Raw genomic sequence first — 24783 nt, 5'->3', positions numbered from 1 at the left:
GGCGGTGGGCCGGAACGACCGCCCGGGCAGGCCACTCGACGGCGATTGGCCATGGCCCGGGCGCCGGGACCGCCCGAGGATGAACGCCATGAGCGACCACCACTCCCACGAGGCCCCCGACGAGCTGCGCCCCGAGAGCCGGGTCGTCCACCCGCCGCTCACCGAGGTCACCGGCAGCCGTCCGCTGGGCGTCCCGCTGCACCAGGGCCACCTGTTTGCCTTCGACACCGGCGACGCGCTCGCCGGAGCCCACGGGGGACCGGACGGCGCCTTCTTCTACAACCGCTTCGGCAACCCCACCGTCCGCTCGCTGGAGCAGGCCGTCGCCGGACTCGAGGGCGGCACCGGAGCCCTCGCCACCGCCTCCGGCATGGGGGCGATCAACACCGCGCTGCTCGCCCTGCTGCGCGCCGGCGACCACGTGATCGCCCAGCGCAGCCTGTACGGCGGCACCGTCGGCGCGCTGACCGACCTCACCGAGCGCTGGGGCGTCGAGGTCGGCTACGTGAACGGCGACGACCCGGTCGGAGTGGCGGCCGCACTGCGCCCCACCACCCGGGTGCTGTTCCTGGAGACCGTCTCCAACCCCACCACCCGGGTCACCGACCTGCCCGGGCTGATCGCCGTCGCCAAGCGGGCCGGGGTGGTGAGCGTGGTGGACAACACCTTCGCGACCCCGCTGCTGTGCCGCCCGATCGAGCACGGCGCGGACATCGTGATCCACTCCGTGACCAAGTACCTCGGCGGACACTCGGACGTCCTCGGCGGGATCGCCGTCTTCGCCGACCCGGCGCTGCACCACCGGGTCTGGCGGCGCTCGCTCGAACTCGGCGCCGCCGCCGACCCGTTCGCCGCCTGGCTGACCCTGCGCGGGATGCAGACCCTCGCCCTGCGGGTCCGCCGCCAGTGCGAGACCGCGCTCGACCTGGCCGGCCGGCTCGCCGCCCACCCCGCGGTCACCGCCGTCCACTACCCGGGCCTGCCCACCCACCCCGACCACGACCTCGCCCGCCGCCTGCTGCCCGACGGCCACGGCGGAGTCCTGGCCTTCGACCTGGCCGGCGGCCGGGAAGCGGCCGCGACGTTCACCGAGTCCGTCCGGCTCGCCTCGCTGGCCCCGTCCCTGGGCGACGTGCACACCCTGGTGCTGCACCCGGCCAGCACCTCCCACCGGCAGCTGTCGGACGAGGAGTTGGCGGCGGCGGGCATCGGCCCGGGGACGGTGCGGGTGTCGGTGGGCATCGAGCACCCCGAGGACATCTGGGCGGACGTCCGGCGGGCGCTGGCGAAGGTGTGAGCGGAGGTGCGGGGGCGGGGGGAGGTGCGGGCCGAGGGGCCGTCAGGGCCGGGCGGCTGTCGCGGTGAGGACCGGCGCGCGGCGGCCCGTCAGCGCTGCCGGGGGCGGGCCACCAGCAGGGCGATGTCGTCCTCGGCGGCGGCCGGGGGCGGGGCGAGGGAGTGGAGGACGGCGTCGAGCAGCTCGTCGAGGTTCCCGGTGGCGGGCAGGCGCAGGGCCGCGAGCCGCTCCAGGGAGGCGTCGATGTCCTCGTCCCGGCGCTCGACCAGGCCGTCGGTGTAGAGCAGCAGGGTCTGGCCCGGCAGGAGCGGGTGGGCGGTCTGCTCGTAGCCGCCAAGGCCGGTGCCGAGCGGCGGCCCGGTGGGGACGCGCAGCAGCTCGGTCGGACGGCCGGGGGCGATCAGGGCGGGCGGCAGGTGGCCCGCGCTGGAGAGCGTCCAGCGGCCCCGGCCCGGGTCGGCGAGGGCCAGCAGGCAGGTCGCCGGGCGGGCGGAGTCGTCGGCGGAGATGACGTTGTCGAGCTGGCGCAGGATCCGGTGCGGGGGCAGGTCCATCCCGGCGAGGTCGCGCAGCGCGGAGCGGTAGTGGCTCATGTCGACGGCGGCCTCGACGCCGTGCCCCATGACGTCGCCCATCGCCAGCAGGGTGCGCCCGAACGGCAGGCGGACCGTCTCGAACCAGTCGCCGCCGACCACCGAGGAGCTCCCGGACGGAAGGTACCGGGAGGCGAGGGAGAGGTTCTGGTGGGGGTTGCCGGGCTCGCTCAGCAGCGCCCGCTGGAGCTCCAGGGCGATGCCCTGGGACCGGGCGAAGCTGCGGGCGTTGTCGAGGGCGGTGGCGGCGCGGGCGGCGAGATCGCCGAGCAGGGCGGCCTCGTCGGGGGTGAAGGCCGGGCCGGCGGCGGTGCGGCCGAGGGTGAGCAGCCCGATCAGGCGGCCCCGGGCGGCCAGCGGGAGGACCAGCAGCGAGGCGGTCCCGGCCGGGCAGGAGTCCTCGGGCCCGGGCTCGGTGAGCACGGCGACGCCGCCCGCCAGGCTGCGCGCGGCGGCCGAGCCCTCCCGGTGGCGGATCGATTCGCCGGGCCGGGGCAGCTCGGCGAGGGCGTCGGCCAGCGCGGGTACGGCCCGGGCACCGACGCGGTGCAGCCGCTGGGACGCGCCGTGGCCGACCCGGGCCGGCTCGACCGCGGGCGGCAGCACGTCCACGGTGGCGAGATCGGCGAGCCGGGGGACGGCGAAGGCGGCGAGCTCGGTGCCGGTGGTGCCGACGTCGAGGGTGGTGCCGATCCGTTCGGTGGCGGCGTCCAGCAGGGCGAGCCGGGCCCGGGCCCGCTCCAGCTCGCGCAGCTGCTCGCGGGCCGGGTCGGGGTCGTCCAGCACGACGACGATCACGCCGGTGGTCCGCCCGGAGTGCCGCAGGGCCCGGTAGCGCACCCGCAGGCCGGGCGGTACGGGGGCGCCCGCGCCGTCCGGCCCGCCGGTGGCGTGCTCGCGGGCGAGCCCGTCGGCGAGGACCCGGCGCAGGATGCCGAGGGCCCCGGCGAAGGCGGTGGCCCCGGCGGCGCGGCCGAGCAGGTCGGCGCGGCGCAGCCCGGTGGCGGTGGTGAAGGCCGCGTTCAGGTACTGCCAGCGCAGCCGCTCGTCGAGCAGCGCGACGCCGACCGGGGCGGCGGCGAGGACCTCGCGGAGCCGCTCCGGATCGTCGCCCGGGCCCTCGCCGCCGGCGCTGCCACCGCCGGCGCTGTCACCACTGGTGAAGGCGCCGAGCCGTGCGGCGAGGGCCGCCGCGGTCGCCGCCAGGGACCGGGAGTCCGGTGACGCGGGCCGCGGCCCCTCTGCTCGGTTGCCGTGCCGGAAGTGCATACGCCCATGATCACGCGCCCGGGCGCGGCACGCCCACAAGTGGGTGAAACGTTGACCGGTCGGAGACGGTGCTGTAACGGGGTGCGGCCGGCTCCGCGCGGAGCCGGCGGCGAGGCCGTGGGGGAGTGGGGAGGTGGTGGGGAGGCGTGGGTGGGACCGGGGGATACGGCAGGCGAACGCCGGATGATCACCGGTCATACTTGGGCGGCGGCGCCCGCCCCGGACGCCGCGGCCCGGGCCGGGCCCACCCGGACGTACCGACTCGGCCGCACCGGCCCGGACGTACGACCCGGCCGTACCGACCCGCGCCCGAAGACCCAGACCGGAGGAACCCGATGAGCCCCCACCAGCCGACCAGTCGCCCGGCGGCCGGGGCCCCCGGGGTGCCGTGGAACCGGCAGCGGCTGCGCAGCAACAACGAGTGGCTGCTGCTGGAGCTGCTGCGCACCGGCGGCGGCTCCACGCGCGCCCAGCTGGCCCGGGACACCGGTCTGTCCAAGCCGACCGTCTCGGCCGCGCTGGCCGAGCTGGAGCGGGCCGGACTGGTCCGGGAGGCCGGGCGGCTGGCCCCCGAGCGCGGCCGCACCGCGGTGCTGTACGAGGTCGACCCGACGGCCGGGCACGTGCTCGGCGTGGACATCGGCCGGGCCCGGCTGCGGGTGGCGGTGGCGGACCTGGCCGGGACGGTGGTCGCCCGCCGGGACGTGGCCAACCGGGGCCGCTCGGCGAACGCCGTCGCCGACGCCGTGGTCGCCGCCGCGCACGAGGCGATCGCCGAGGCGGGCCTGGCGGCCGGGGACATCGTGCACGCCGTGATCGGCACCCCGGGGGTGTGGGACGAGCAGCGGCGCGGGGTGCGCTACGCCAACAGCCTGCCGGGCTGGGACAGGCCGGGACTGTTCGACCGGATAGGCGAGGGCCTGGGGACGGCCGTCTCGGTGGCCAACGACGCCAACCTGGCGGCGCTCGGCGAGTACACCCTGGGCGCCGGGCGGGGCAGCCGGATGTTCGCCTACCTGCTGGTCGGCACCGGGCTCGGGCTGGGCGTGGTGAAGGACGGCGAGCTGCTGCTCGGCGCACACGGCGGGCTGGGCGAGATCGGCCTGGTGCCGCTGTCCGGGCGGCCCGGCGAGCCGCCCGCGACCATCGAACAGGACGCCGCCGCGGACGCCGTGGTGCGCGCCGCCCGGGACTTCGGGCTGGACGGGGAGTCCGCGGCGCGGCAGCTGACGGCGAAGCAGGTCTTCGAGCGGGCCCGGGCCGGGGAGCCCGCGGCGGTCCGGGCGGTGGAGCGGGAGGCCGAGCGGCTCGCCTACGCGGTGGCTGTGCTCTCGGCCGTCCTGGACCCGGACCTGGTGGTGCTGGGCGGCGGGATCGGCAGCAGCGCGGACCTGCTCCTGGAGCCGCTGGAGCAGGCCCTGCACGGGCTCGCCCCGATGCGGCCGACGCTCGCGCCGAGCCTTCTGGGGGAGGAGGCGGTGCTCCTCGGCGCGGTCGCCACGGCGTTGGAGACCGCCCGCCCCGCGGTGTTCGAGCGCCGGACGGCGGGGCTGCGCTGACGGCGGGGCCGCGCTGACGGCCGGTCTGGTCGGACGGTCGAACAGGGCGGGACGGGTCGGCGGACGGTGGGCGGCCGGGGTTCGGGCGGGGTGGCGACGGTCGGTGACCGGAAGGTCTCGATCTGCCAACGAGTGGGGATTCGGTGGACGGTACGTGTGCGATTCCTGCTTCAATCGCACGACTCATCCAAACGGAACGGAGCGTTCTCCTCCCATGCCTTCACGGATACCCGGTCGCCGTCGGGCCGGCCTGGCCGGATTCGCCGGACTCCTGCTCACCGTCGGCCTGGCGCTGACGGGTTGCGACCCGTCGGCGGCCGACGGCGGTGCCACGGCCTCGGCCACGCCGACCGCCGCCGCCACCACCCCCGCGGCGACCACCCCGCCGGCGACGCCCGCCGCGACGGTCCCGCCGGCGGCCCCGGTCAGCACTCCGCCGGCCCAGCCGGCGCCCGCGGCACCGGTGGCCACGCCCCCGCCCGCGGCCCCTCCGGGCCAGCCCAGCGCCCCCGCGCAGCCGCCCGCCACCAAGGCGCCGCAGCCGAAGGTGACCACGGCCCAGCCGCCGAACGACCCGGAGCCCCCCGCGGCGGCGGCCGGTGCCGGCGCCGGATGCGAGATCCGCTCGAACGCGGGCAACTGCTACGAGGCGGGCCAGTTCTGCCGCAACGCGGACCTGGGCAAGAGCACCCACGAGGCCGGCGGCCGGGTGATCTACTGCCGGATGGTCAGCGGGAAGCCGCACTGGCAGGCCTGAGGCCTCCCGGCGCCGGGGCGGACCGGACGGGTTCGCCCTCAGGCGTCGATGACGCCCAGGGTGTCCCAGAACAGGTGCTCGTAGGCCTGGAGCAGCAGCCCGTACTCGTGTGCGGTGGCCAGGGTCGGCTCGTCCAGCCGGTCCGGGCCCAGGGCGTCGGCGGCCTGCTGCTCCAGCTCGGGCGCGGGCTGGGCGAAGAAGTCGAAGAACGCGCAGGACTCGTCGGAGAAGCCGTACTGGCGGCGCAGCGCCTGCGCGATCGTGGCGCAGTAGCCGCCCCAGGCGGCGAAGTTGGCGACGAGCGCGGCGGCCGCGGCGGCGGGCTCCCCGTTCAGGGAGAGCCAGGCGAAGTAGTGCGGGTAGGCCTGGCACCCGGGCAGCGGTGGGCGGGCCTCCAGCGCGCCGTGGTCGAGTCCGACGGCGGCGCCGAGCGCGGGCAGGGTGCGCAGCGCGGCGCTCTCGCCCTCGGCCAGGGTGGCGAACCAGGCGCTGACCGGCCGGTCCGCGGTGCGGCCGGCGAGCAGCAGCAGGCTGCGGCGGTCGGAGCGGATGATCCGATGCTGCTGGGCGGCGAGTTCGGCCAGCGCCGAGCGCGGCGCGGTGCCGTCGGCGAGCGCGGTGACCAGCGCCGGGGCGGTGTCGCCGGGGGCCAATTCGGCCCGCAGGTGCTGGATCTGGTCGAGGATCGGGTGGTTCACCGGTGCCTCCGGGGTGCGGTTCGGTCCGGTGCCATTCCTACCGCCTGGCGGTGCCGGTGCGGCGGCGACAGGCCGGGGCCCGAGGCGGGGACCGGCTCCCGGCCGGGGCGGCGCCGGGCCGGGAGCTGGTGGCGTGGGGAGACGGGGGGTGCCCCCCCCGTGCGTCAGGAGTCGGCGCAGGCCTTCCCGATCTCGCCGGCAGCGTCGGTGATCGGTTTGAAGTCGGGCTGCTTGCCCTTGGAGACCCGGTCGATGGCGTCGTTGACGGCCTTGGAGAGCCGGTCGGCGGCCGCGTCGATCTTGTCCCCGTTGCCCTCGCGGATCTTCTTGGTGTCGTCGGCGACCTTCCGCAAGGCCTCGACGGTGTGGTTGCGGCGGCTCTCGTCGGTGATCTGCCCGACGTTGATCGCCGAATCCGCGAGGTCCTGGACGTCGCCGGTGAGGCTGATCGCCCGCTTTCCACAGTCCAGGGCCTGGTCGGCGTCGCACGCGGTGAACAACGGGGCCGCGAGCAGCAGTGCGAGCGTGGTGGCGGCCAGACGGTACGGCTTCCTTGTCATGTCTCTATCCCTCCCGCCTTATCAACGCCGGTCCGCCGTGCGGAGGTTCCGGAAGACTGCGTGAACCGTTGGGAAAGTCTTTGCTTCCATCGGAATATGATGTTCCGTCAGTTTTGTGGGGGAGGGATGCGGGCGTTCACCCCGCGGTGCCGTCCGCGGGGTGAACGCCCGGGCGGGCACTACCGGGTGGCGGATTCGGACAGGTCGTGCACCAGGCGGGCGATGGTCGGAACCGCCACCGCGTGCGCGTCGGCCGCCCGCAGCACGGCGCCGCCGATGGCGTCCAACTCGGTCGGCCGTCCGGCCTCCACGTCGCGCTGCATCGAGGACCTCATCGTCCCGGGGATGCGGTCGAAGGAGGCGAGCAGCGTCTGCGCGTCCGCCGGCGCGCCGACCGCCCGGGTGACGGCGGTGATCTCGTCCAGCACGGCGAGGAGTTCGGCCCGGTGCTCGGTGCGTACGGTGCCGATCCCGCTCGCGTGGCGGGTGGTCAGCAGGGCGAACGGGGCGAGGAAGGAGAGCTTGCTCCACAGCATCGCCGTCTCGTCCTCGCGCAGTGCGACGTCCAGACCGGTGTGCCGCAGCTGCTCGGCGAACTCGGCCACGGGGGAGTCGGGTTCGGCGTTCGCACCCAGCTCGATGGCGGCGAACGGGCTGGTGTGCTCGATCAGCCCGGGCGCCGTCCGGGCGGCCTCGACCCGGATCGTGCCGGCCACCACCCGTGCGGCCGGGTAGCGCTCGCGCAGCACGGCCATGTGGTCCAGGCCGTTGAGCAGCGGCACCACGATCCCGGTGCCGAGCACCTCCGCGGGCAACCGGTCCAGCGCGGCGGCCAGCGCCGTCTCCTTGACCGTCACGAAGACGGCGTCGACCGGCTCGCGCAGCTCGGTCGCCGCCTCCACCCGGACGGTGAACTCGCCGAACTCGGCGCTGCGGACCCGCAGTCCGTCCCGCGCGATCGCGGCCGCGGTCGCCTCGCCGGCCAGGCAGACGACCCGGTGGCCGTCGCGGGCGAGCAGCCCGCCGATCAGTCCGCCGACGCCTCCGGGGCCGAGGACGGCGACGGTCAGGGGGGTGGTGGTCATGGTGACTCCTGTGGGTGGGTGGGGTGGTGAGGGATGGGGAAGCGGGGGCCGGGTGCGGTTACGGTGAGCGGCGGGATGCGCCCGCCCGGCTGGAGGAGCAGGCCGTCGCCCGGGAGCAGCCGCGGACGAAGGTGCCGCGCACCCCGCCGGGCGGCAGTCCGCCGTGCGGGGTCGGCAGCCCGCACACCTCCGCCTCGGTGGGGCCGAAGCGCGGCTCGGGCAGCAGGTCGATGGTCACCGGATCATGATTCCCCGTTGGGTGGGCCCGGCGGGAGGTGGGGGCGTAAAAGGGGAGGGCGTGCTCGGCTCCGGCGGGCTTAGGGTGCGCCGGTGGAGGCTGTGCGGCGAGGGGGGAGTCGGCGGATGACGGCGGACGGGCGGCTGGTGGCGGCGGTACGGGCGCGGGATGTCGACGGCGTGTGGGAGGCACTCGCCGCGGGCGCGGATCCGAGCGCCTGCGATGCGGAAGGGCCGCCCCTGCTGTGGGTGGCCGTGAACGGGTTCGACCACGAGGTCGCCGGTGTCCTGGTCGACCACGGTGCCGATCCGGACCGTCCGCTGCCCGACGGGACGACCCCGCTGCTGCGCGCGGTGGACCTCGGTTCGTCGGCGCTGGTCGGGGCGGTCCTGGGGAAGGACCCGGCGCTGCGGTTGCCCGCCGACGCCCGTGAGCACCTGCTCGCCCTGGCCAGGGCCTGGCACGAGACGGGGACGGAGGAGGAACTGCGGCGACGGACCGGGGCCGTGGGGCCGGCGGAGCGGGTGTGGGTGACCGAGCAGTACGCGGACGTCGAGCAGGTCTCCCTCGGCGGGCTGACCGTGCGCGCCGGGCACGGGGCCGTGCTGACCGGGCTGGAGTGGAGGTTCCGCGTCCTCACCCCGGTCGACGAGTTGGTGGCCAGGGCAGTCCGGCACCGGGAGCCGGGGCACGTCGGGCAGCAGGCCGTCCGGTTCGTGCTCGGGGAACGCCGAAGTCGGGAGACCTGGTCGGCCCTGACGGCCCACCACCGGCATCCCGACCCCGCGCACCGCCGCTTCCTCGCGGCCTTCCTGTGCGACGCCCCGCTCCTGCGGATGGGGCACGCGGTCGAGTACGAGGCGGAGGAGACGGAGCTGCTCGTCGCCTGGGCGTCGGCCGAGCCGGACGGCGGGGTGCTCGCCGAGGTCCTCCGAGCCCTGGGCGGTCGTGAGCATCCGGAGGAGGAAGCCGTCGGGTTGCGGCGCGCCGCCGCGTCCGTCCTGGCCCCGTCCGCCGACCGGACGCCCGGGGTCGCCGACACCCTGGCGGCACTGCTGGACGTGGACGACCGGCCGGTGCGCCTGGAGGCGGCCTGCGGCCTCGCCCTCCGGGCCTGGGAGGCCCGCAACCCGTCCGAGGGGACGTAGCACCACCTGCGGGGTTCGGTTTTCCGAACCCCGGATTCGGGTGCCAGCACAATCGATCTCCCGGCCCCGGACGCCCACGATGGAGGGCATGAACGGGATGACGACAGCCGCCGCCACGGCGGCGCACGACGGGGTGACGGACGCGGCCCTGAGCGCGGTGGGGCTGCACCGGCGGTACGGGCGGGGCACGGCGGCCGTACAGGCGCTGCGCGGGGTCTCGGTGGCCTTCGCGCCGGGGACGTTCACGGCGGTGATGGGGCCGTCGGGCTCCGGCAAGACCACCCTGCTGCACTGCCTGGCCGGGATGGACCGTCCGACCGGGGGCACTGTGCGGTGGGGCCGCACGGAGGTGTCCGGGCTGCCCGAGCGGCGGCTGGCGGAGCTGCGCCGCACCCGGGTGGGGTTCGTGTTCCAGGCCTTCAACCTGATGCCGGCGATGACGGTCGGGCAGAACGTCGAGCTGCCCGGCCGGCTCGCCGGGCGGCCGCCGGAGCGGGCCGCGGTGCGGGAGGCGCTGGCCCGGGTCGGGCTGGCCGGGCGGGAGCGGCACCGGCCCGGGCAGCTGTCGGGCGGTCAGCAGCAGCGGGTGGCGATAGCCAGGGCGCTGGTCTCCCGGCCGGAGGTGCTGTTCGCCGACGAGCCGACCGGCGCGCTGGACCGGGCCACCGGGCAGGAGGTCCTCGGCCTGCTGCGTTCGGGTGTCGACACCGACGGCCGGACCTGCGTGATGGTCACCCACGACCCGGTCGCCGCCGGGTACGCGGACCGGGTGCTGCTGCTGGCCGACGGCCTGCTGGTGGACGAGCTGACCGCGCCGACGGCCGCGCAGGTCGCCGAGCGGCTGAGCCGGTTGGGCGGGTGAGCACGATGAGCAGTCCCGTACTGAGCCTCTCGGCGGGGCAGATCCGCCGCCGCCCGGCCTCCTTCGCCGGGCTGGGGACGGCGCTGTTCCTGGCGGTGGCGGCGGTGACGCTGTTCGGGTCGCTGGTCGCCGCACAGGTCACGGCACCGGCCGCGGTGGCGCGCACGGCGGTGTCCGGGCCCGGCCTGGTGCTGATCGCCGGGGCCTTCGGCGAGATCGCCGTCCTGGTCGCGCTGTTCGTCGTGGTCAACGCCCTCGGCTTCACCCTGCGCCAGCAGCACCGCGACCTGGCGCTGCTGCGCACCGTCGCGGCGACACCCCGTCAGGTCCGGCGGGTGATGCGCGCGCAGGTGGTGGCGACCACCCTGCTGGTGTCCGGGCCGGGCGGCCTGGTGGGCTTCCTCGCCGCCCGGGCCTTCCTCGCCGCACTCCAGCGGCGCGGCATGGCCGCACCCGGGCTGCGCATACCCGGGGCGCCGGTGCCGGCGCTGATCGGGCTCGCGGTGGCGCTGCTGGTGGGCCTGGCGGCCAGTGCCGTGGCGGCCCGCCGGATCACCCGGCCCGCCCCGGCCGCCGCACTGACCGCGGGCACGGGCGGGCCACGGCGGACGCCCGTGCCGCGGGTGCTCGCCGGGCTGGCGGTGCTCGCGGGCGGTGGGCTGCTGCTGCGACTGGCGGCGAGCCGGCCGGCCGGAGAGCTGGACAAGGCGGGGCAGGCCGCGCTGCTCGGCTCGTTGGTGCTGCTGGTCGCGGTCGGACTGCTGGGGCCGGTGGCGGCGCGGGTCCTGGCAGCGGTGCTCGGCGCCCCGGCGCGGGTGCTCGCGCCCCGGGCGGGCTGGCTGGCGGACGCCAACCTGCGCGGCTACGCGGCCCGGCTCTCCTCGGCGGTGGTGCCGGTCGCGCTGCTCGTCGGGCTCTCCGGCACCCTGCTGGTCCTGACCGGCACCGCCGAGCACGTCGTCCGGGCGACGGGCGCCGCGACCAGCGTCACCAAGCAGAGCGACATCTGGCTGCGCGAGGCGGAGCTCGGGATGCTGGTCTGCTTCGCGGCGGTCTCCACGGTCAACACCCTGGTGGCGCTGACCGCCGACCGGCGCCGCGAGTTCGCGCTGCTGCGCCTGGTCGGGGCGACGCGGCGGCAGCTGCTGCGGATGCTCGGCGTGGAGGCGGTCCTGACCACGGCGATCGGTGTGCTGCTGGGTGCGGCGGTGGCGGCCGCGGCCTCGGGGGCGTTCAGCCTGGCGGTGACGGGCTCGGTGGTGCCGGTGGTGCCGGGCGCGGCGTGCGCCTGGGTGGTGCTGGGGGCGGTGGTGCTCACGGTGCCGGGGATCGTGGGCACGGGGCTGTGGGCGGTCGGCGGTTCGGCGGTGGAGACGACGGGCGGGGAACGGGGGTGAGGCGGAGGAGGCGGAGGAGGCGGAGGAGGCGGAGGCCGGCGTCCACGGCGGGTGGGCGCGGGGTCGGTGCCATGGCTGTCCGAGGGGCCGTGCGGACGGAAGGGCAGGTGGATGCGGTGGTCCGGGCGGGTCCTGGTGGATGCTGGGGGCCGGTCGGCGGCTGAATGCCGGTCGGTGAGTGCTGGCCAGTGATTGTCGGTGGGCGAGTGGTGAGGTGGACGGTGGCTGAGCGGCGGCGGTACCGGTCGGTGCGCGGTGGTGAACTGGCCTTCGCGGTGCTCGGGTTGCCGCTCGGGGTGCTCGGCGGCGTGTACGCCGTCGCCGTCCTCTATGCGGGGGCCTTGCTCTCGCTCACCGTGCTGGGCCTGCCGTTCGTGGCGGCCGCGCTGCTCGGGGCGAGGAGGCTCGGCGGGTTGCACCGGTGGCTGGTCGGGCGGCTGCTCGGGGAGGAGGTGCCCGCACCGCGGCCACGGGCGCGCCCGGCCGGAGTGATAGCGCGCGGCCGGGTGGTGCTGACCGATCCGGTGGCCTGGCGGGCGCTGCTCTACCTCTTCCTCCGGCTGCCGCTGGGCGTGCTCGGCTTCCTGGCCGTGGTCGGGCTCCCGCTCGGAAGCGTCTGGCTGGTGGGCTTCCCGCTCTGGGTGCGGATGATGGAGCCGGGCCCGAGGTCGATCGGCCTGCTGGACCTGGGCGCGATCCCGATCGGCCTCGCGGTGCTGGTCGCCGTACCAGCGGCGGTGCAGGCGCTCGGAGGGGCGAACCGCACGCTGGCCCGTACGCTGCTCGGGCCGGTGCGCTCGGACCAGCGGGTGCGTCAGCTGGAGAAGGCCCGGTCCATCCTGCTGGCCGAGGGCACCGACCGACTGCGGCGCCTGGAACGCGACCTGCACGACGGCACCCAGGCGCAGCTGGTCGCGCTCGCCATCACGCTGTCGCTGGCCGACGACGTGCTGGGGGCGGGCGCGCCGCCGGTGGGCCTTCCGCCGGTGGGCGTTCCGGCCGAGGGTGGCTCGGACGGGCTCGACCTCGGGCGGCTGCGGACCCTGGTGGACCGGGCCCGTGGGCAGGCCGAGGACACCATCACCGGTCTGCGCCGGCTGACCAGGGGCATCCACCCGGTGGCGCTGGAGGGCGGGTTGGCCGAGGCGCTGCCGGGGCTGACCGCCACCTCGCCGGTGCCGGTCGACGTCCGGCTGGACCTTCGGGAGCGTCCGGAGGAGGTGATCGAGCGGGCCGTCTACTTCTGTGCGGCCGAACTGCTGACCAACGTGGCCAAGCACAGTGGCGCGCGGTCGGTGGAGCTGAGCGTGAGCGCCGCCGAGGGGAGGGTCCGGCTGACCGTGCGCGACGACGGGCACGGCGGCGCCGTGATCGGTGCGGGTAGCGGGCTCACCGGCCTGGCCGAGCGGCTCGCGGTGCTGGACGGGACGCTGCGGGTGGACAGTCCGCCCGGCGGGCCGACGGCGGTCAGCGCCGAACTGCCCGGCCGGCTCTGACGGGCGGCCACGGCCCGGGCGGTCGGGGTCGCCGTCCCGGGAGGTGCTACCTCAGGAGGCGCCGCTCTCCGCGAGGTAGGCGAGCACGGCCTTGACCCGCCGGTTGTCGGCCTCGGTCGCGGGCAGGTCGAACTTGCCGAACACGGCGGCCACGTGCTTCTCCACCGCCCGCTCCGAGACCACCAGCAGCGTGGCGATCGAACGGTTGGAGTGCCCCTGCGCCATCAGCTCCAGCACCTCCCGCTCGCGCGGGGTGAGCGCGTCCACCCGGCTGCGCCGTCCGCCGTGCAGCAGACCGTTGACGATCTCCGGGTCGAGGGCCGTGCCGCCTGCGGCGACCCGGTGCAGCGCGTCGACGAACTCGGAGGTGCGGGCCACCCGCTCCTTGAGGAGGTAGCCGATGCCGGAGGCGCCGTCGGCCAGCAGCCGGGCCGCCCAGGCGGTCTCGACGTGCTGGGAGAAGACCAGGATGCCCACCTCGGGCAGGGTGGCCCGGATCTCCACGGCTGCTCGGATGCCCTCGTCGGTGTGGGTGGGCGGCATCCGGATGTCCACCACGGCCACGTCGGGCCGGTGCCCGGTGACGGCGGCGATCAGCTCGGGTGCCGTCCCGGCGGTGGCGACCACCGCGCACCCCCGGGCGGTGAGGAGTTCGACCATGCCGTCCCGGAGGATCACCGAGTCCTCGGCGAGGACGACGCGGAGCTGCTTGTCGATCATGCCGTCATTATCCGGGCCCGCCGCCGGGCCGGGGCACGGGTGGTGGAGGGCCCGGTCCACCCTCAGGAAATCTTCAGTCCAGACTGGACAGTCCAGACTGATGAAATTACCGTGGAACCGTGACCGAGAAACGAACCGCCAGTACCGACCCCGCCGACCCCGCCGGGCCCGCCGGGCCCGCCGACCCCGCCGGGCCCGCCGGGTCCGCCGAAACCGTGGTTCCCGACAGCGCGGCGCTGGCCGCCCGTGAACTGCGCGCCGTCTTCAGCCGGCTGCGCCGCACCCTCCGGGAGGCGAGCGGCACCAGCGACCTGACGCCCTCCCAGACCGCCGTGCTCAGCCGGCTGATCAACGACGGTCCGGCCTCCGCCAGTGCGCTGGCCGCCGCCGAGCGGGTCCGTCCGCAGTCGATGGCCGCCACCCTCGCCGCGCTGGAACAGCACGGACTGGTCGGGCGCCGTCCCGACCCCGAGGACGGCCGCCGTCAGGTGGTCAGCCTCACCGAGGTCGGCCTGGCCCGGGTCGCGGACAGCCGCCAGGCCCGTGAGGAGTGGCTGACCCGGGCCATGGCGGAGCACTACACCGAGGCCGAGCGTGCCACCGTGCTGGAGGCGCTGGCCCTGATAGACCGGCTGAACCGGTGACGACCGGCCCGGCCGCCCTGCTCGCCCGACTCCGGCCGCGTCGTCGGCAGCCCGCCCCGGACGACGGGTTCAACCGCCGGCTGATCGCGCCGATGGTGCTCGGCTCGGTGCTCAACCCGATCAACTCGTCGATGATCGCGGTGGCCCTGGTGCCCGTCGGCGCCGCCTTCGGCGCGCCGCCCGCCGAGACCGCCTGGCTGGTCACCGGGCTCTACCTGGCCACCGCCATCGGCCAGCCGGTGATCGGGCGGCTGGTGGACACCCACGGCCCGCGCCGGCTCTACCTCGCCGGGACGGCCCTGGTCGGCCTCGCCGGACTGCTCGGTGCGCTCGCCCCGTCGCTCGGAATGCTGATCACCGCCCGGGTGCTGCTCGGACTGGGGACCTCCGCGGCCTACCCCGCCGCGATGCACCTGACCCGCAGCGAGGCCGAGCGGACCGGGCGGTCCAGCCCCACCGGGGTGCTGACGGTACTGGCCGTCGCCAACCAGACCGTCGCGGTGGTCGGCCCCACCCTCGGCGGTCTGCTGATCGGCGCGGGCGGCTGGCGGACGGTCTTCGCCGTCAACGTCCCGCTGTCACTGGCCTGCCTGGCACTCGGTGCGGCCCGGCTGCCCGTCACCGCCCGCCGCCCGGACCCTGCCGACGGCGGGGAGCGCCCCGGGCGTGCGGAACGCCTCGACCACCTCGGGATCGCGCTGTTCGCGGTCCTCCTGCTCGCCCTGATGCTGTTCCTGATGAAGCCCGGCCCTGCTCGCTGGTACCTGCCGGTGCTCGCCCTCCTGGCAGCCGTCGCCTTCGCCCTCCGCGAGCGGCGGGCCCGTGCCCCCTTCATCGACCTGCGGGCGCTCGGCGGCAACCGCCCGCTGATCGCCACCTACCTGCGCCAGGTGCTCGGCTACACCGCCATCTACGCCTTCCTCTACGGCTACACCCAGTGGCTGGAGGAGGGGCGCGGCCTGTCCGCCGCCACCGCCGGACTCGTGCTGCTGCCGCTCTCGCTGACCGCGCTCGCGGCCGCCGGGGCCAGCGGCCGCAGTCCGGGCGTCCGCGGCAAACTGCTGGTCGGCTCCGCCTGCCAGATCGCGGCCTGCGCCGCCCTGCTGCTGGTCCACGCGAACAGCCCCGGCGCCCTGCTGATCGGAGTCGGCGTGCTGGCGGGCGTCTCGCAGGGGCTGATCGGGCTCGGCACCCAGACCGCCCTCTACCACCAGGCGGACCCCGCCGCCATCGCCTCGGCGGCCGGGCTGCTGCGCACCTTCATGTATCTCGGCGCCATGGCGGCCTCCGCCGCGAACGCCGCCTTCTTCCCGCACGGCGCCACCACGGCCGGGCTGCACCACCTCGCGCTGTTCATGCTCGGCGGCGCGGCCCTGCTCTTCCTCCTCACCGTGCCCGACCGTTCGCTGGGGCGGCTGGGAACACCTCCGCGGCAGCGGAAGTGACGGCCGATCCGTTCGCCTGGACGTACTGACCGCGACGGTGGGTGACGGGGCTCAGTGAGGGCCTTTTCGGCTCGGTGCGGACTGCGACACCCGCACCGGCACCCGGAAGGCCCTCACGCCACACCGTGACCACCGCCGACCTTCACCGGACGCTGCCGCCTTGCCGACCTCCCACACCCGGACCGCGCCACCGGGCACCCGGTGCGGCGCTACGAACGCGCCGCACCGGGTGAGACGGTCGGGTTGCACCAGCTCGCGCTGGTCATGGTCGGCGGTGCGGCCCGGTCTTTCTTCTCGCTGTTCCCGACTGATCGTCCGTGCGGCTTGGAACGCTGGCGCAGTATTAGAGGTGACGATCGATCAACTCTCGTCGGGCAGGTTTCCGCGCCAGGCGTGGATGCCCGGGGAGAGTTCGACCACCTCGGCCGGGTAGGCGCTGCGAACGAGGCGGAGCAGGGTGCGTTGCTCGGCCAGCCAGTTCGGTGCGGGGGAGAGTACGACCCGGAGGGTGACGCCGGATTCCTCCGCGTCGGAGACGGTCACCCAGAGGCCGCCGGGGCGGCCGGGTTCGATGCGTAGCTCCGGTCCGTGTTCCTCGTCCAGCCAGCGGACCGCGGAGCCGCGGCCGAGTCGGTCCAGGGCGGTTTCCCACTGTCTGAGGTGGCGGTCGGTCACCAGGGTGACGAACTGCCCGCGTACCGAGTCCGCGGTGACGGTGATCTCGCAGTCCAGCCAGTCGTGTCCGAGCAGTGAGCCCGGCGCGTGCCGTCCGAGGACGCGTACGCGGACGTTCCGGCCGCCGGTCCGTCCGTCGCAGCCGGGGGCGTCGTCGGTGCCGGGGCGGTCGGCGAGTCTTATCAACTCGTTCTGCTGCGAAGGGACTTCACTCACGGCGGACTCCTGTTGGCAGCGGGATCCAGGGGGTGACATCCTCGCGCAGGTGTTCGCCCCGGTGCCAGTCCGGGAGCGGGGCGTTCCGGCCGGGGCCGGCCCGTGGTGGCCCCCCCCGGAATCGGCTGGTGCCCGTGGCCGCAGCCCCCGCGGGCGTCGTCGGCACGCGGACGGCCCGCCGGACCGGGAGGGTCGGGCGGGCCGTTCGGGTGCTGCGAAGGGGTACTCCGAAGGTCGGTGCGGCGGCGGTCGTCGGGTCAGCGGTGGTCCGGGTGGCCGGTGAGCACGGTGGTGAAGATCGGTTCGCCGTGCTGGTGGCCGGTCACGGTGGTGGTGAGGGCGTCCGGGTCCCCGCCGGGGGTGTGCTGGGCGGTGATCGTGGTGGGCGCGTCGTGCTCGGCGTACCGGTGGAAGGTGGTGGCCGCGGCGGTCGGTGTGACGGTGGCCGGGCTGCTCAGCGCGTTGGCCGCCTGCCGGGCCGCCTCCAACAGCACCATGCCGGGGATGTGGTCGTTGGCGTGGTCGAAGAGGATCGGGTGCCAGAAGTCGGGGGTGAGGTGCCAGGTGCCGGGGGCGTCCGCCGGGGCCAGCAGGACGTCGCACGGGCGGAGCCGGCCGACCCGGGCCGGCGGGAGCGGCTCGGCGGTCACGGTCGGCGCCGCCGGGAGCTCGGCGGAGTGGCGGCCCCGGCGCAGCCGCTGGTAGGTGGAGTCCGGAACGGTGGTGAAGCGGGCGTAGCCGGTGGCGGCCAGCTGGGCGCCCCGTCGGACGACGGTCTCCAGCGTGAAGTCGACGGTGGTGCCGGAGCGGCGCGGCTGGGCGAGGAGCTGGACCTCCAGGGTGAGGTCGGTCGGCGCCGCACCGATCAGCAACTGCCGCGACCGGGTGGTGTAGTCGAGGTTCCACATCATGAACTTGTGGTCGAGCGGTACGCCGAACCGGGTGTGGGCGAGGTAGAGCCCGGCTTGGCGGATCGTTTCAGCAGCTTGGATCGGGTCGTGCCGGGTGCCGTCCGGGGTGCTGAAGAAGGTGTGCGCCCGCGGCCACTGCGCGGTGACGGCGAAGGTGGTGTCCGTGAGCTGTTCGCTGCCGGTGAGGAAGACCTCGGCGTGGCAGGCCCGGTGGACGTACTCCTTGGCGACGGTGCTGGTCAGGCGAGGCGCCGGGGCTGCTGCGGCCGGGCCGGGGATCGTTCCGGAGTCCGTGCCGGTGGTGAGGACGGATGCGGGCGTACGGAAGGCAAGCAGAGTCATGGGGAGCGCTCCGAAAGGCCGTGACGGGCGGGGTGGGCTGCTCAGGGCTCGTAAGATACGTACCTACCGGTTTGGTTTTCAAGGAGCCAGAACAAAGGTTCGTCGGCGGCCGAGCGTGGTCGGACGGGCACGGTGGGTGGGTGTCGATCACTGCCCGGAGATCGGCTCCGACGGGTGAACCTCCTTGACCTGTGGGGATGTCGACGCATGGGTTTGACAGGTTCATGGCCATTATGTGGTCGTTCGTTGCCATCCCGGCCACAAGTGAGAGCTGGTGTTCCGCTTAAGGGGGCTGGCGGCGAGATGTCGGCCATCTGTTCGTCTCATACCGTCTACGCGGTTTTAGTCCGCTCGAGGACGGCCCTATGTGACCTGGGACGCAGGGATCCCCGCCGACCTCGGCGGGTAAGATACGGGGTGTTTGGTTTTGTTTGCCGAGCGTTTCGGGTGGGGTGGTTGCGGTGGTGCGACAGGAACGGGCGGTCCGGACGCGTCGGCTGATCCTGGAGGCGGCGGCGTCGGTCTTCGACGAGTACGGGTACGAGGGGGCGACGATCGGTGCGGTCGTGGCTCGCGCCGGAGTGACCCGGGGCGCGGTGTACTTCCACTTCGCCTCCAAGCGGGAGCTCGCCCAGGGGGTCGTCGAGGAGCAGTTCGGCCGGGACGAGATTCCCGAACGGCACTGCAAGCTCCAGGAGTTCGTGGACCTCGGGATGGTGGTCGCCCATCTCATGCCGCGCGACCCGGTGTTGAGCGCCGGCGCGCGGCTCTCCCTCGGCCAGGACGTGTTCGGCGACTTCAGCGGCGGCGCGGCGCCCGGCTGGATCCAGCGGGCCGAGACCGTGCTGGAGACGGCCGGCCGGCGCGGCGAACTGCTGCCCCAGGTGGTGCCCGCCGAGACGGCGTGGCTGGTCACCGGGGCCTGGACGGGCGTGCAGATACAGTCCCAGAAGATGTCCGGCCGGTCGGACCTGGAGCGCCGGGTCGCCTCGCTGTACCAGCATGTGATGCCCAGCATCGCGGTGCCCGGGGTGCTGGCCACGCTCGACCTCGCGGCGGACCGGGGCGGCCGGGTGGTCGCGGAGCTGGCGGCGGCCCGGGCGGCCGAGGCGGAGGCCGGGGCGGCCGCGGGCGAGGCGGCCGGGACGGGTGCGGGCGGGGCCGGTCCGGCCTGAGTCGGGGTGATCCGGGCGGGCTCCGTGCGGGCTCCGGGTGGTCCGCGGGGGTCTCGGGCGAAGCCGTTCGAGGCCGGACCGGCGGTCCGGTGTCCTACTCCCACGGGCTTGCTCCGCCCAGAAACAAACAGCGCGTTCGGTTTTGTATTGACAAACCGTCTGTCCTGTTTTTGGATAGGTGTCGGGTGCTCGACCGACCTTCCAGCGGACCTGCGCGGACGGTGAGCAGCGGAGCGCCCGCCCGACCGGTGGCCGTCGGGGCCGCCGATCCGTCTGGATGTGGGGTGGTCGTCGTGGAGATCCGCGTGCTGGGGGTCTTGGGGGTCCGACTGTGCGGGGTTTCGGTGGTGCCCTCGGCGCCGAAGCCTCGACAGGTGCTCGCCCTGCTGGCGTTACGGGCCGACCAGGTCGTCCCAGCGAGCGTCCTCGCCGAGGAACTGTGGTCCGGCCGTCCGCCGCGCAGCGCCCGCACCACCGTGCAGACCTATGTGCTCCAACTGCGCGACCTCATCGACCGGGCGCTCGCCCAGGGTGACGGCGGCCCGGGAGCCTCCTGCGCGAAGGACGTCCTGGTCACCTCGGCCGGCGGCTACATGCTGAACAGCGGTGGCGGGCTGGTCGACCTCCAGGAGTTCGACCGCCTCGCCGGGCACGGCTACCGCGCCATGGACGGCGGCGACTTCCCGCTCGCCGCCCGCCAGTTGGGTGAGGCGCTCGCGCTGTGGCGCGGCCCGGCCTTCGCGGACGTCCCGGTCGGCGGCCAACTCGCCGTCGAGGTCAAGCGGTTGGAGGAGACCCGGCTCTGCGCGCTGGACCAGCGGATCGAGGCCGACCTGCGCCTCGGCCGGCACCGCGTACTGCTCGCCGAACTCACCGTCCTGGTCGACCGCTACCGCACCCACGAGAGCCTGCACGGCCAGTACATGATCGCGCTGCACCGCTCCGGCCGCCGGGGCGAGGCACTGGAGGCCTACCAGCGCCTGCGGAACACCCTGGTACGGGAGTTGGGCATGGAACCGTCCGCGGCACTGCGGCGACTCCAGCGCTCCATCCTGCTCGCCAGCCCGGAACGCCCGGACCAGGAGCAGCCGGGTGTGCTCGCCGAGGGAGCCGTCGCCCGAACCGCCCGCCTCACCCGGGTCGGCTGAGCCCGGCCCGCGACGTCGCCGCCCGACCGCTCCCGACCACACCGGGCGGCGACGGGCGGCGCGGGGCGGCGCAGGGTGGCGGCGGAACCGGTGGCCGGCCGGCGGGCGCGTCGGTCAGTCGGTCAGCACGCCGGTGTTCTGGCAGGCGTGCAGCAGCCACCGCCCGTCGTCCTGCCTGGTCATGACGTACAGCGGTGCACCCTCCGAGCCGCCGTCCGCGTCGCCGTTCGTCGAGTGGTAGACCTGGCGGACCTTGACGGCGGCCACGTCGGGGCGGAGGAACTGGATGTGCACCGGCTCGTACGTGACCCGGCCGTCCCAGGTCGCGGCGGGCAGGACGGCTCGGGTGAACTCGGCGATCGCGTCCAGGCCGAGGAGGACCTTGCCGTGCGCGGTGGTCCAGAGCGCCTCGGGGTGGAAGAGGGCGAGGAAGGCGTCCGGGTCCTTGGCACGTTGGGCGCGCTCGACGGCGGCCACGACCTGCTCGATGGCCGCGATCTCCGCGAGCTCGGTGTCGGAGGGAGCGGCGTCGGACAGGGCGGCGTCGGAGGGGGCGCTGCCGGAAAGGGCGGTGTCGGCGGGCGCGGGCGTTGCGGATTCGGTGTTCATGAGGATCACCCTGGGACCTCAAGTTCCCTTGAGGTCAAGCCCGTCGGGGCACCTCGGGGCGCAGCGCCAGGTAGGTGTCGAGGCGGGCCGAGGCGGTGAGCATCGCGAGCCCCCGGGTGGTGAGGCGCTGTTGCCAGCCGTCGAGGGCGGCGGCCAGTTCACCGGTGCCGCCCGCCGTGCGGATCTGCCGCAGCACGGTGGCGATGCGGTCCAGCAGGTAGCCGCCCCGGCGGAGCAGGTGGGCGAGTTCGGCGTCGCGGACGTCGGCCGGGAGGTAGCGGCGGTGGCCGGTGGCGCGGTCCCGGGCGGGGGTCAGGATGCCGGCGGCCTCCCAGGCCCGCAGGGTCGCGGGGGTGACACCGAGCCGGTGCGCGACCTCGCCGACGGAGCGGGGGCCGGGCAGCGCGGGAAGGGCGGGGCCGGGTGCGGAGCCGTCGCTCAGGTGGCCGACGGCCGTGCGGACGGCGGCGAGGGTCTCCCGGTCGCGCAGCAACTGGGCGTGGCCCCGGTCGAGTTCGGTGAGGGCGTCGCCGAGCCGGTCGGCGTGGACGGCGGTCATGACCGAGCCGGCGGTCGCGTGCCCGTACGCCGGGACGAGGGCGAGGTAGGCGCGCAGGGCGGCCGCGTGCGGCTCGGTGTAGATCCGGTACCCGGTGGGTGTGCGGTCGGCGGGCGGGAGGTAGCCGTCGCGCTCGTAGTTGCGGATGGCCTGGGTCGAGATGCCGTGCTCGCGAGCGAGGTCGGCGGGTCGCATGGTCGTCTCCGTTCGGGGTCGGGCGGGCGTTCGGAGTCGGCCGATGGTTCAGGGCCGTTTGAGGCTTTCGGCCACAGTTGGGCAATGCCTGGGCGGTGGTGGAGGGAAAAGTTTCAACCGTTCTTTCAAGGATACGCTTGAGGTTCATGAACCAGGACATCAACGACTTCGTCCCCCCGGCGTGCGAGCTTCTGGGCCTCGGTGAGCCGACGCACCAGGAGCCGGCGTTCGGGCGGGTCCGCAACGAACTGTTCGCCCGGCTGGTCGACCGGGGTTTCCGGTCGATCGCCCTGGAGACCGACCGGGTGGCCGCGTTCGCCGTGGACGCCTACGTCCGGGAGGGTGTCGGCACCCTCGACTCGGCGCTGGAGGAGGGCTTCACCCACGGCTTCGGGGAGCTCGAGCCAAATCGCCGACTCGTCGCCTGGATACGGGAGTTCAACCGGGACCGGGCGTCCGGTGCGCAGCTGTCCTTCCATGGCTTCGACATCCCGACCGAGAACACCAGCGCCCCCAGCCCGCGCCGCTACCTCGAACACGCCCGCGACTACCTGGGGCTCGACCTCGACCTCGCCGGGGTGGCGGGCGAGGACGAGCGCTGGAGCCGCACGGAGGCGGTGACGGATCCGGCCCGGTCGCCGGGTGACAGTGCCGAGGCCGTGCGGCTGCGCTGCCTCGCCGACGACCTCCTCCTCCAACTCCACATGCGGGCACCGGCATTGATCGCCAAGACCTCGTCCGCCGAGTGGTACGCGGCCCGCACCCGGCTGACCGCCGGGATCGGACTGCTGCGCTACCACGCGCAGTCGGCGGTCCGGGGCCTCGATCAGAGCGCCCGGATCAGCGCCCTGTCCGGCGTGCGGGACGCGCTGATGGCGCAGAACCTCCTCGACATCCGCGCGATCGAGGCCGAGCGCGGACCGACCCTGGTCTTCTCCCACAACCTGCACCTGCGGCGGAACCCGAGCGCCTGGTCGTCGGGCGAGCTGGACTGCCGCTGGATCGGCGCGGGCCACATCGTGGGCACGCTGTTGGGCGAGCGGTACGCCTTCGTCGCCGGGAGCCTGGGGCGCAGCGAGGCGATCGGGCTGGCCGAGCCGGCGCCGGGGACGTACGAGGCCCACCTGCAGGGGCGGGGCGCGGCCTGGGAGTTGACGGACACGGCGCTGCCGGCCGGGGTCCGGACGCGCACCGACACCGTCCCGCGGCAGGGCTACTTCCCGCTCGACTGGGAGGTGCTCGACGGCGCGGCCGCGCTGCTGCACATCGCCGACGGCGCGGCGGTACCGGCCGGAGCCTGAGCGGGGGCCGGAGCCTGAGCGGCGGCCGGCCCCGGGTAGGCCCGCCGCAGGTGGGCCACCAGGGCGGCGGTCGGCGGTGAGGCGGGCCGCCCGGTCGGCCAGGTGAGCGCGATCCGGACCCGGGGGACGGGTCCGGTGAGCGGGCGCACCCGCAGACCGGGCAGCGGGCCCGGGTCCGGCAGGACGGCGACGCCCAGCCCGTGTGCGGCGAGTTCGGCCAGCTGCGGTGGCGCGGCCGCCTCGACGCCGACCGCCGGATCGACACCGGCCTCGGCCAGGGCGCACTCCAGCGCGGTGCGCAGACCGGTGCCGCGCGGGGTGCTGACCAGGGCGTGCCCGGCCAGCTCGGCGACCGGGAGCGCGCTCCGGTCCGCACCGGGGACACCGGGGCCGGCGCCCGAGCCAGAGCCCGGACTATCGGCGGAACCCGGGCCCGTACCCGCCGCGAGCGGGTGCTCCGACGCGCAGGCCGCGACCAGCGGGACCTCCAGCACGGTGTGCAGCGCGAGCCCGGTCAGCGCCGACCAGCCGTCGTCGCCCTCCCGCCCGCTCGCCGGGGCGGGCAGGCCGACGACGGCGAGGTCCAGCCGGCCGTCGTGCAGGGCGTCGAGCATCCGCGCGGTGGTGTCCTCGGTGAGCGAGAAGTCGATGCCGGGGTGCTCCTGGCGGAACGCCGCGAGCGTGGTGGCGAGTCCGGGGAAGGTCCCCAGCTCGGCCGGCGGGGTCAGGGCCGCCCCGGCGACCATGCCCAGGCGCACGTGCCCGCGCCGCAGCCCGCCGAACTCCTGGGCCGTGCGGCGGGCCGCCGCCGCGGCGGCCAGCGCCGCCCGGGCGTGCGGCAGTACCGCCTCGCCGACCGGGGTGAGCCGCACGGTGCGCCCCGAGCGGTCGAACAGCGGGTGGCCCAGCTCCCGTTCCAGTTGCCGGATCTGGGAGCTCACCCCGGGCTGGCTCAGGTGCAGCAGCTGCGCGGCCCGGGTGAAGCTGCCGTGCTGGGCGACGGTGACGAAGTACTGGAGCTGCCGCAGTTCCATAACTCCTGATCATAGGTGCCAGAACTTCCCGGTCTTGGACGGGCGTACGGTTCCGGCCGCAGGCTGGACGCATGGAAACCGTGCCGCAGGACCAGGACGCCGGGCAGATCCGGTGGATCCGTGCGCAGATCGCGGCCGAGCGCCGCGAACTCGCCGCCGTGTTCGCCGCCTTCACCCAGGAGCAGTGGAACTCGCCCTCGCTGTGCGCGGGTTGGCGGGTCCGCGAGGTGGCCGCGCACCTGAGCACCGGCTTCCGGCACTCGACGGCGCGCACGCTCCTCGAACTCGCCCGCTCCGGCGGCAACGTCCACCGGATGGCCGACCGGATCGCCCGCCGTGACGCCGCAGCCCTGAGCGAGCGCGAACTCGTCGCCGCCATGGCCGACCACGCCGACCACCCCTGGCGCCCGCCGGTCGGCGGCCGGATCGCGGCGCTCGCCCACGACGCCGTCCACGGTCTCGACATCACCGTGGCGCTCGGGCTGCCGGCCCGGCTGCCGGTGGCGCGTACGACCGCCCTGCTGGCCGGTGTCTCACCCCGCACGCTGCGGTTCTTCGGGGCGCGGGTGGACGGGGTCCGGCTGGAGGCGACGGACGCGGAGTGGTCCTACGGGCACGGTCGGCTCACCGTGGAGGGGAGTGCGGAGCACCTGCTGCTGGTGGCGTACGGGCGCCGGGTGCCGGAGGGGCTGCTGGCCGGGTCCGGCGCGGGACGGTTCACGGCGGGCGGTGCGTAGCGGGCACGTGAGCGGTGCCCCACCGGCGGGAGGTGCTCCACCGGCGGGAGGTGTTTCTCGGCCACCGGCGAGGGCGGCCGTCATGCGGGCCTCCGGGGCCCGTGGCTACGATC

24 protein-coding genes are annotated in these 24783 nt (G+C 75.2%); 13 read left to right on the top strand and 11 right to left on the bottom strand.

The window, feature by feature from the left end:
- The first annotated feature begins 88 nt into the window (after positions 1-88).
- Positions 89-1297 carry a trans-sulfuration enzyme family protein gene (locus tag ACFRQN_RS02895; RefSeq protein WP_380737763.1) on the top strand — a complete coding sequence of 403 codons (1209 nt, stop codon included), beginning with the start codon at positions 89-91 and terminating at the stop codon, positions 1295-1297.
- 89 nt (positions 1298-1386) lie between these two features.
- On the opposite strand, the gene ACFRQN_RS02890 is transcribed toward ACFRQN_RS02895, so the two are convergent.
- Positions 1387-3159: a SpoIIE family protein phosphatase gene (locus tag ACFRQN_RS02890; RefSeq protein ID WP_380737761.1), complete on the bottom strand. Its 1773-nt coding sequence runs from the start codon at positions 3157-3159 to the stop codon at positions 1387-1389.
- 335 nt (positions 3160-3494) lie between these two features.
- Here ACFRQN_RS02890 and ACFRQN_RS02885 point away from each other — a divergent pair, with 335 nt between their 5' ends.
- Entirely contained in the window at positions 3495-4718 is a 1224-nt protein-coding gene (locus tag ACFRQN_RS02885) for an ROK family protein (protein WP_380737759.1), read from the top strand.
- A 214-nt stretch (positions 4719-4932) separates the two neighbouring features.
- On the top strand, positions 4933-5475 hold the full coding sequence (locus ACFRQN_RS02880) for a hypothetical protein (RefSeq protein WP_380737757.1): 543 nt from the start codon (positions 4933-4935) through the stop codon (positions 5473-5475).
- A gap of 38 nt (positions 5476-5513) precedes the next feature.
- Here the strand turns inward: ACFRQN_RS02880 and ACFRQN_RS02875 are convergent, their stop codons facing one another.
- The 4 genes from ACFRQN_RS02875 to ACFRQN_RS02860 form a co-directional block, all read right to left on the bottom strand.
- A complete protein-coding gene (locus ACFRQN_RS02875; protein WP_380737755.1) occupies positions 5514-6173 on the bottom strand; it encodes a transcriptional regulator in 660 nt (219 codons plus the stop codon).
- A gap of 164 nt (positions 6174-6337) precedes the next feature.
- Positions 6338-6733 carry a hypothetical protein gene (locus tag ACFRQN_RS02870; protein ID WP_049658815.1) on the bottom strand — a complete coding sequence of 132 codons (396 nt, stop codon included), beginning with the start codon at positions 6731-6733 and terminating at the stop codon, positions 6338-6340.
- Between the two features lie 179 nt (positions 6734-6912).
- Positions 6913-7818 carry a ketopantoate reductase family protein gene (locus tag ACFRQN_RS02865; protein WP_380737753.1) on the bottom strand — a complete coding sequence of 302 codons (906 nt, stop codon included), beginning with the start codon at positions 7816-7818 and terminating at the stop codon, positions 6913-6915.
- A gap of 58 nt (positions 7819-7876) precedes the next feature.
- Complete coding sequence (locus ACFRQN_RS02860) at positions 7877-8056, bottom strand: hypothetical protein (protein ID WP_380737751.1); 180 nt, start codon at positions 8054-8056, stop codon at positions 7877-7879.
- A gap of 125 nt (positions 8057-8181) precedes the next feature.
- Here ACFRQN_RS02860 and ACFRQN_RS02855 point away from each other — a divergent pair, with 125 nt between their 5' ends.
- The 4 genes from ACFRQN_RS02855 to ACFRQN_RS02840 all read left to right on the top strand — a co-directional run bounded on the left by ACFRQN_RS02855 (position 8182) and on the right by ACFRQN_RS02840 (position 12959).
- Positions 8182-9204, top strand: coding sequence for an ankyrin repeat domain-containing protein (locus tag ACFRQN_RS02855; protein ID WP_380737748.1), 1023 nt, complete (start codon positions 8182-8184; stop codon positions 9202-9204).
- Positions 9205-9301: 97 nt separating this feature from the next.
- Entirely contained in the window at positions 9302-10066 is a 765-nt protein-coding gene (locus ACFRQN_RS02850) for an ABC transporter ATP-binding protein (RefSeq protein ID WP_049658819.1), read from the top strand.
- Between the two features lie 5 nt (positions 10067-10071).
- Positions 10072-11463: an FtsX-like permease family protein gene (locus ACFRQN_RS02845; protein WP_380737746.1), complete on the top strand. Its 1392-nt coding sequence runs from the start codon at positions 10072-10074 to the stop codon at positions 11461-11463.
- A gap of 221 nt (positions 11464-11684) precedes the next feature.
- A complete protein-coding gene (locus tag ACFRQN_RS02840; RefSeq protein ID WP_380737744.1) occupies positions 11685-12959 on the top strand; it encodes a sensor histidine kinase in 1275 nt (424 codons plus the stop codon).
- Between the two features lie 51 nt (positions 12960-13010).
- On the opposite strand, the gene ACFRQN_RS02835 is transcribed toward ACFRQN_RS02840, so the two are convergent.
- Entirely contained in the window at positions 13011-13679 is a 669-nt protein-coding gene (locus ACFRQN_RS02835; protein WP_380737742.1) for a response regulator, read from the bottom strand.
- Between the two features lie 215 nt (positions 13680-13894).
- Between ACFRQN_RS02835 and ACFRQN_RS02830 the strand changes: the two genes are divergently transcribed.
- Positions 13895-14323, top strand: a complete 429-nt coding sequence (locus tag ACFRQN_RS02830) for a MarR family winged helix-turn-helix transcriptional regulator (RefSeq protein ID WP_049654197.1) — start codon at positions 13895-13897, stop codon at positions 14321-14323.
- 92 nt (positions 14324-14415) lie between these two features.
- Complete coding sequence (locus ACFRQN_RS02825) at positions 14416-15768, top strand: MFS transporter (RefSeq protein ID WP_107418891.1); 1353 nt, start codon at positions 14416-14418, stop codon at positions 15766-15768.
- Positions 15769-16128: 360 nt separating this feature from the next.
- Here ACFRQN_RS02825 and ACFRQN_RS02820 read toward each other — a convergent pair whose 3' ends face one another.
- Both ACFRQN_RS02820 and ACFRQN_RS02815 read right to left on the bottom strand, forming a co-directional pair.
- Positions 16129-16659, bottom strand: coding sequence for a DUF5959 family protein (locus ACFRQN_RS02820; RefSeq protein ID WP_198959461.1), 531 nt, complete (start codon positions 16657-16659; stop codon positions 16129-16131).
- 257 nt (positions 16660-16916) lie between these two features.
- Entirely contained in the window at positions 16917-17912 is a 996-nt protein-coding gene (locus ACFRQN_RS02815) for a ScbA/BarX family gamma-butyrolactone biosynthesis protein (RefSeq protein WP_079272588.1), read from the bottom strand.
- Between the two features lie 461 nt (positions 17913-18373).
- On the opposite strand from ACFRQN_RS02815, the gene ACFRQN_RS02810 reads away from it, so the two are divergent.
- On the top strand, positions 18374-19087 hold the full coding sequence (locus ACFRQN_RS02810) for a ScbR family autoregulator-binding transcription factor (RefSeq protein ID WP_117493055.1): 714 nt from the start codon (positions 18374-18376) through the stop codon (positions 19085-19087).
- A 293-nt stretch (positions 19088-19380) separates the two neighbouring features.
- Entirely contained in the window at positions 19381-20235 is an 855-nt protein-coding gene (locus ACFRQN_RS02805) for a BTAD domain-containing putative transcriptional regulator (protein WP_380737740.1), read from the top strand.
- Between the two features lie 114 nt (positions 20236-20349).
- Here the strand turns inward: ACFRQN_RS02805 and ACFRQN_RS02800 are convergent, their stop codons facing one another.
- Together ACFRQN_RS02800 and ACFRQN_RS02795 are read right to left on the bottom strand one after the other, a co-directional pair.
- Positions 20350-20853: an SgcJ/EcaC family oxidoreductase gene (locus ACFRQN_RS02800; RefSeq protein ID WP_380737738.1), complete on the bottom strand. Its 504-nt coding sequence runs from the start codon at positions 20851-20853 to the stop codon at positions 20350-20352.
- A 25-nt stretch (positions 20854-20878) separates the two neighbouring features.
- Positions 20879-21598 carry a TioE family transcriptional regulator gene (locus ACFRQN_RS02795; RefSeq protein ID WP_380737736.1) on the bottom strand — a complete coding sequence of 240 codons (720 nt, stop codon included), beginning with the start codon at positions 21596-21598 and terminating at the stop codon, positions 20879-20881.
- A 146-nt stretch (positions 21599-21744) separates the two neighbouring features.
- On the opposite strand from ACFRQN_RS02795, the gene ACFRQN_RS02790 reads away from it, so the two are divergent.
- Complete coding sequence (locus ACFRQN_RS02790) at positions 21745-22899, top strand: erythromycin esterase family protein (protein WP_380737734.1); 1155 nt, start codon at positions 21745-21747, stop codon at positions 22897-22899.
- Here the strand turns inward: ACFRQN_RS02790 and ACFRQN_RS02785 are convergent.
- Positions 22812-23933: a LysR family transcriptional regulator gene (locus tag ACFRQN_RS02785; RefSeq protein ID WP_380737732.1), complete on the bottom strand. Its 1122-nt coding sequence runs from the start codon at positions 23931-23933 to the stop codon at positions 22812-22814. The two genes, ACFRQN_RS02790 and ACFRQN_RS02785, sit on opposite strands and share 88 nt — an antisense overlap.
- A 71-nt stretch (positions 23934-24004) precedes the next feature.
- Between ACFRQN_RS02785 and ACFRQN_RS02780 the strand changes: the two genes are divergently transcribed.
- Positions 24005-24670 (top strand): maleylpyruvate isomerase family mycothiol-dependent enzyme, encoded by a 666-nt coding sequence (locus ACFRQN_RS02780; protein ID WP_380737730.1) that lies wholly within the window; start codon positions 24005-24007, stop codon positions 24668-24670.
- The last annotated feature ends 113 nt before the right edge of the window (positions 24671-24783 follow it).

It is taken from the genome of Kitasatospora sp. NPDC056800, from assembly GCF_042789775.1.
Lineage (GTDB): Bacteria > Actinomycetota > Actinomycetes > Streptomycetales > Streptomycetaceae > Kitasatospora.
This window is presented reverse-complemented; position numbering and strand designations above follow the sequence as displayed.

Coding starts and splice junctions, on each gene's coding strand:
- ACFRQN_RS02895 (WP_380737763.1), top strand. CDS start 89: ATGAGCGACCACCACTCCCACGAGGCCCCCGACGAGCTGCGCCCCGAG.
- ACFRQN_RS02890 (WP_380737761.1), bottom strand. CDS start 3,159: ATGCACTTCCGGCACGGCAACCGAGCAGAGGGGCCGCGGCCCGCGTCA.
- ACFRQN_RS02885 (WP_380737759.1), top strand. CDS start 3,495: ATGAGCCCCCACCAGCCGACCAGTCGCCCGGCGGCCGGGGCCCCCGGG.
- ACFRQN_RS02880 (WP_380737757.1), top strand. CDS start 4,933: ATGCCTTCACGGATACCCGGTCGCCGTCGGGCCGGCCTGGCCGGATTC.
- ACFRQN_RS02870 (WP_049658815.1), bottom strand. CDS start 6,733: ATGACAAGGAAGCCGTACCGTCTGGCCGCCACCACGCTCGCACTGCTG.
- ACFRQN_RS02865 (WP_380737753.1), bottom strand. CDS start 7,818: ATGACCACCACCCCCCTGACCGTCGCCGTCCTCGGCCCCGGAGGCGTC.
- ACFRQN_RS02855 (WP_380737748.1), top strand. CDS start 8,182: ATGACGGCGGACGGGCGGCTGGTGGCGGCGGTACGGGCGCGGGATGTC.
- ACFRQN_RS02850 (WP_049658819.1), top strand. CDS start 9,302: ATGACGACAGCCGCCGCCACGGCGGCGCACGACGGGGTGACGGACGCG.
- ACFRQN_RS02845 (WP_380737746.1), top strand. CDS start 10,072: ATGAGCAGTCCCGTACTGAGCCTCTCGGCGGGGCAGATCCGCCGCCGC.
- ACFRQN_RS02835 (WP_380737742.1), bottom strand. CDS start 13,679: ATGATCGACAAGCAGCTCCGCGTCGTCCTCGCCGAGGACTCGGTGATC.
- ACFRQN_RS02825 (WP_107418891.1), top strand. CDS start 14,416: ATGGTGCTCGGCTCGGTGCTCAACCCGATCAACTCGTCGATGATCGCG.
- ACFRQN_RS02815 (WP_079272588.1), bottom strand. CDS start 17,912: ATGACTCTGCTTGCCTTCCGTACGCCCGCATCCGTCCTCACCACCGGC.
- ACFRQN_RS02795 (WP_380737736.1), bottom strand. CDS start 21,598: ATGCGACCCGCCGACCTCGCTCGCGAGCACGGCATCTCGACCCAGGCC.
- ACFRQN_RS02790 (WP_380737734.1), top strand. CDS start 21,745: ATGAACCAGGACATCAACGACTTCGTCCCCCCGGCGTGCGAGCTTCTG.
- ACFRQN_RS02785 (WP_380737732.1), bottom strand. CDS start 23,933: ATGGAACTGCGGCAGCTCCAGTACTTCGTCACCGTCGCCCAGCACGGC.
- ACFRQN_RS02780 (WP_380737730.1), top strand. CDS start 24,005: ATGGAAACCGTGCCGCAGGACCAGGACGCCGGGCAGATCCGGTGGATC.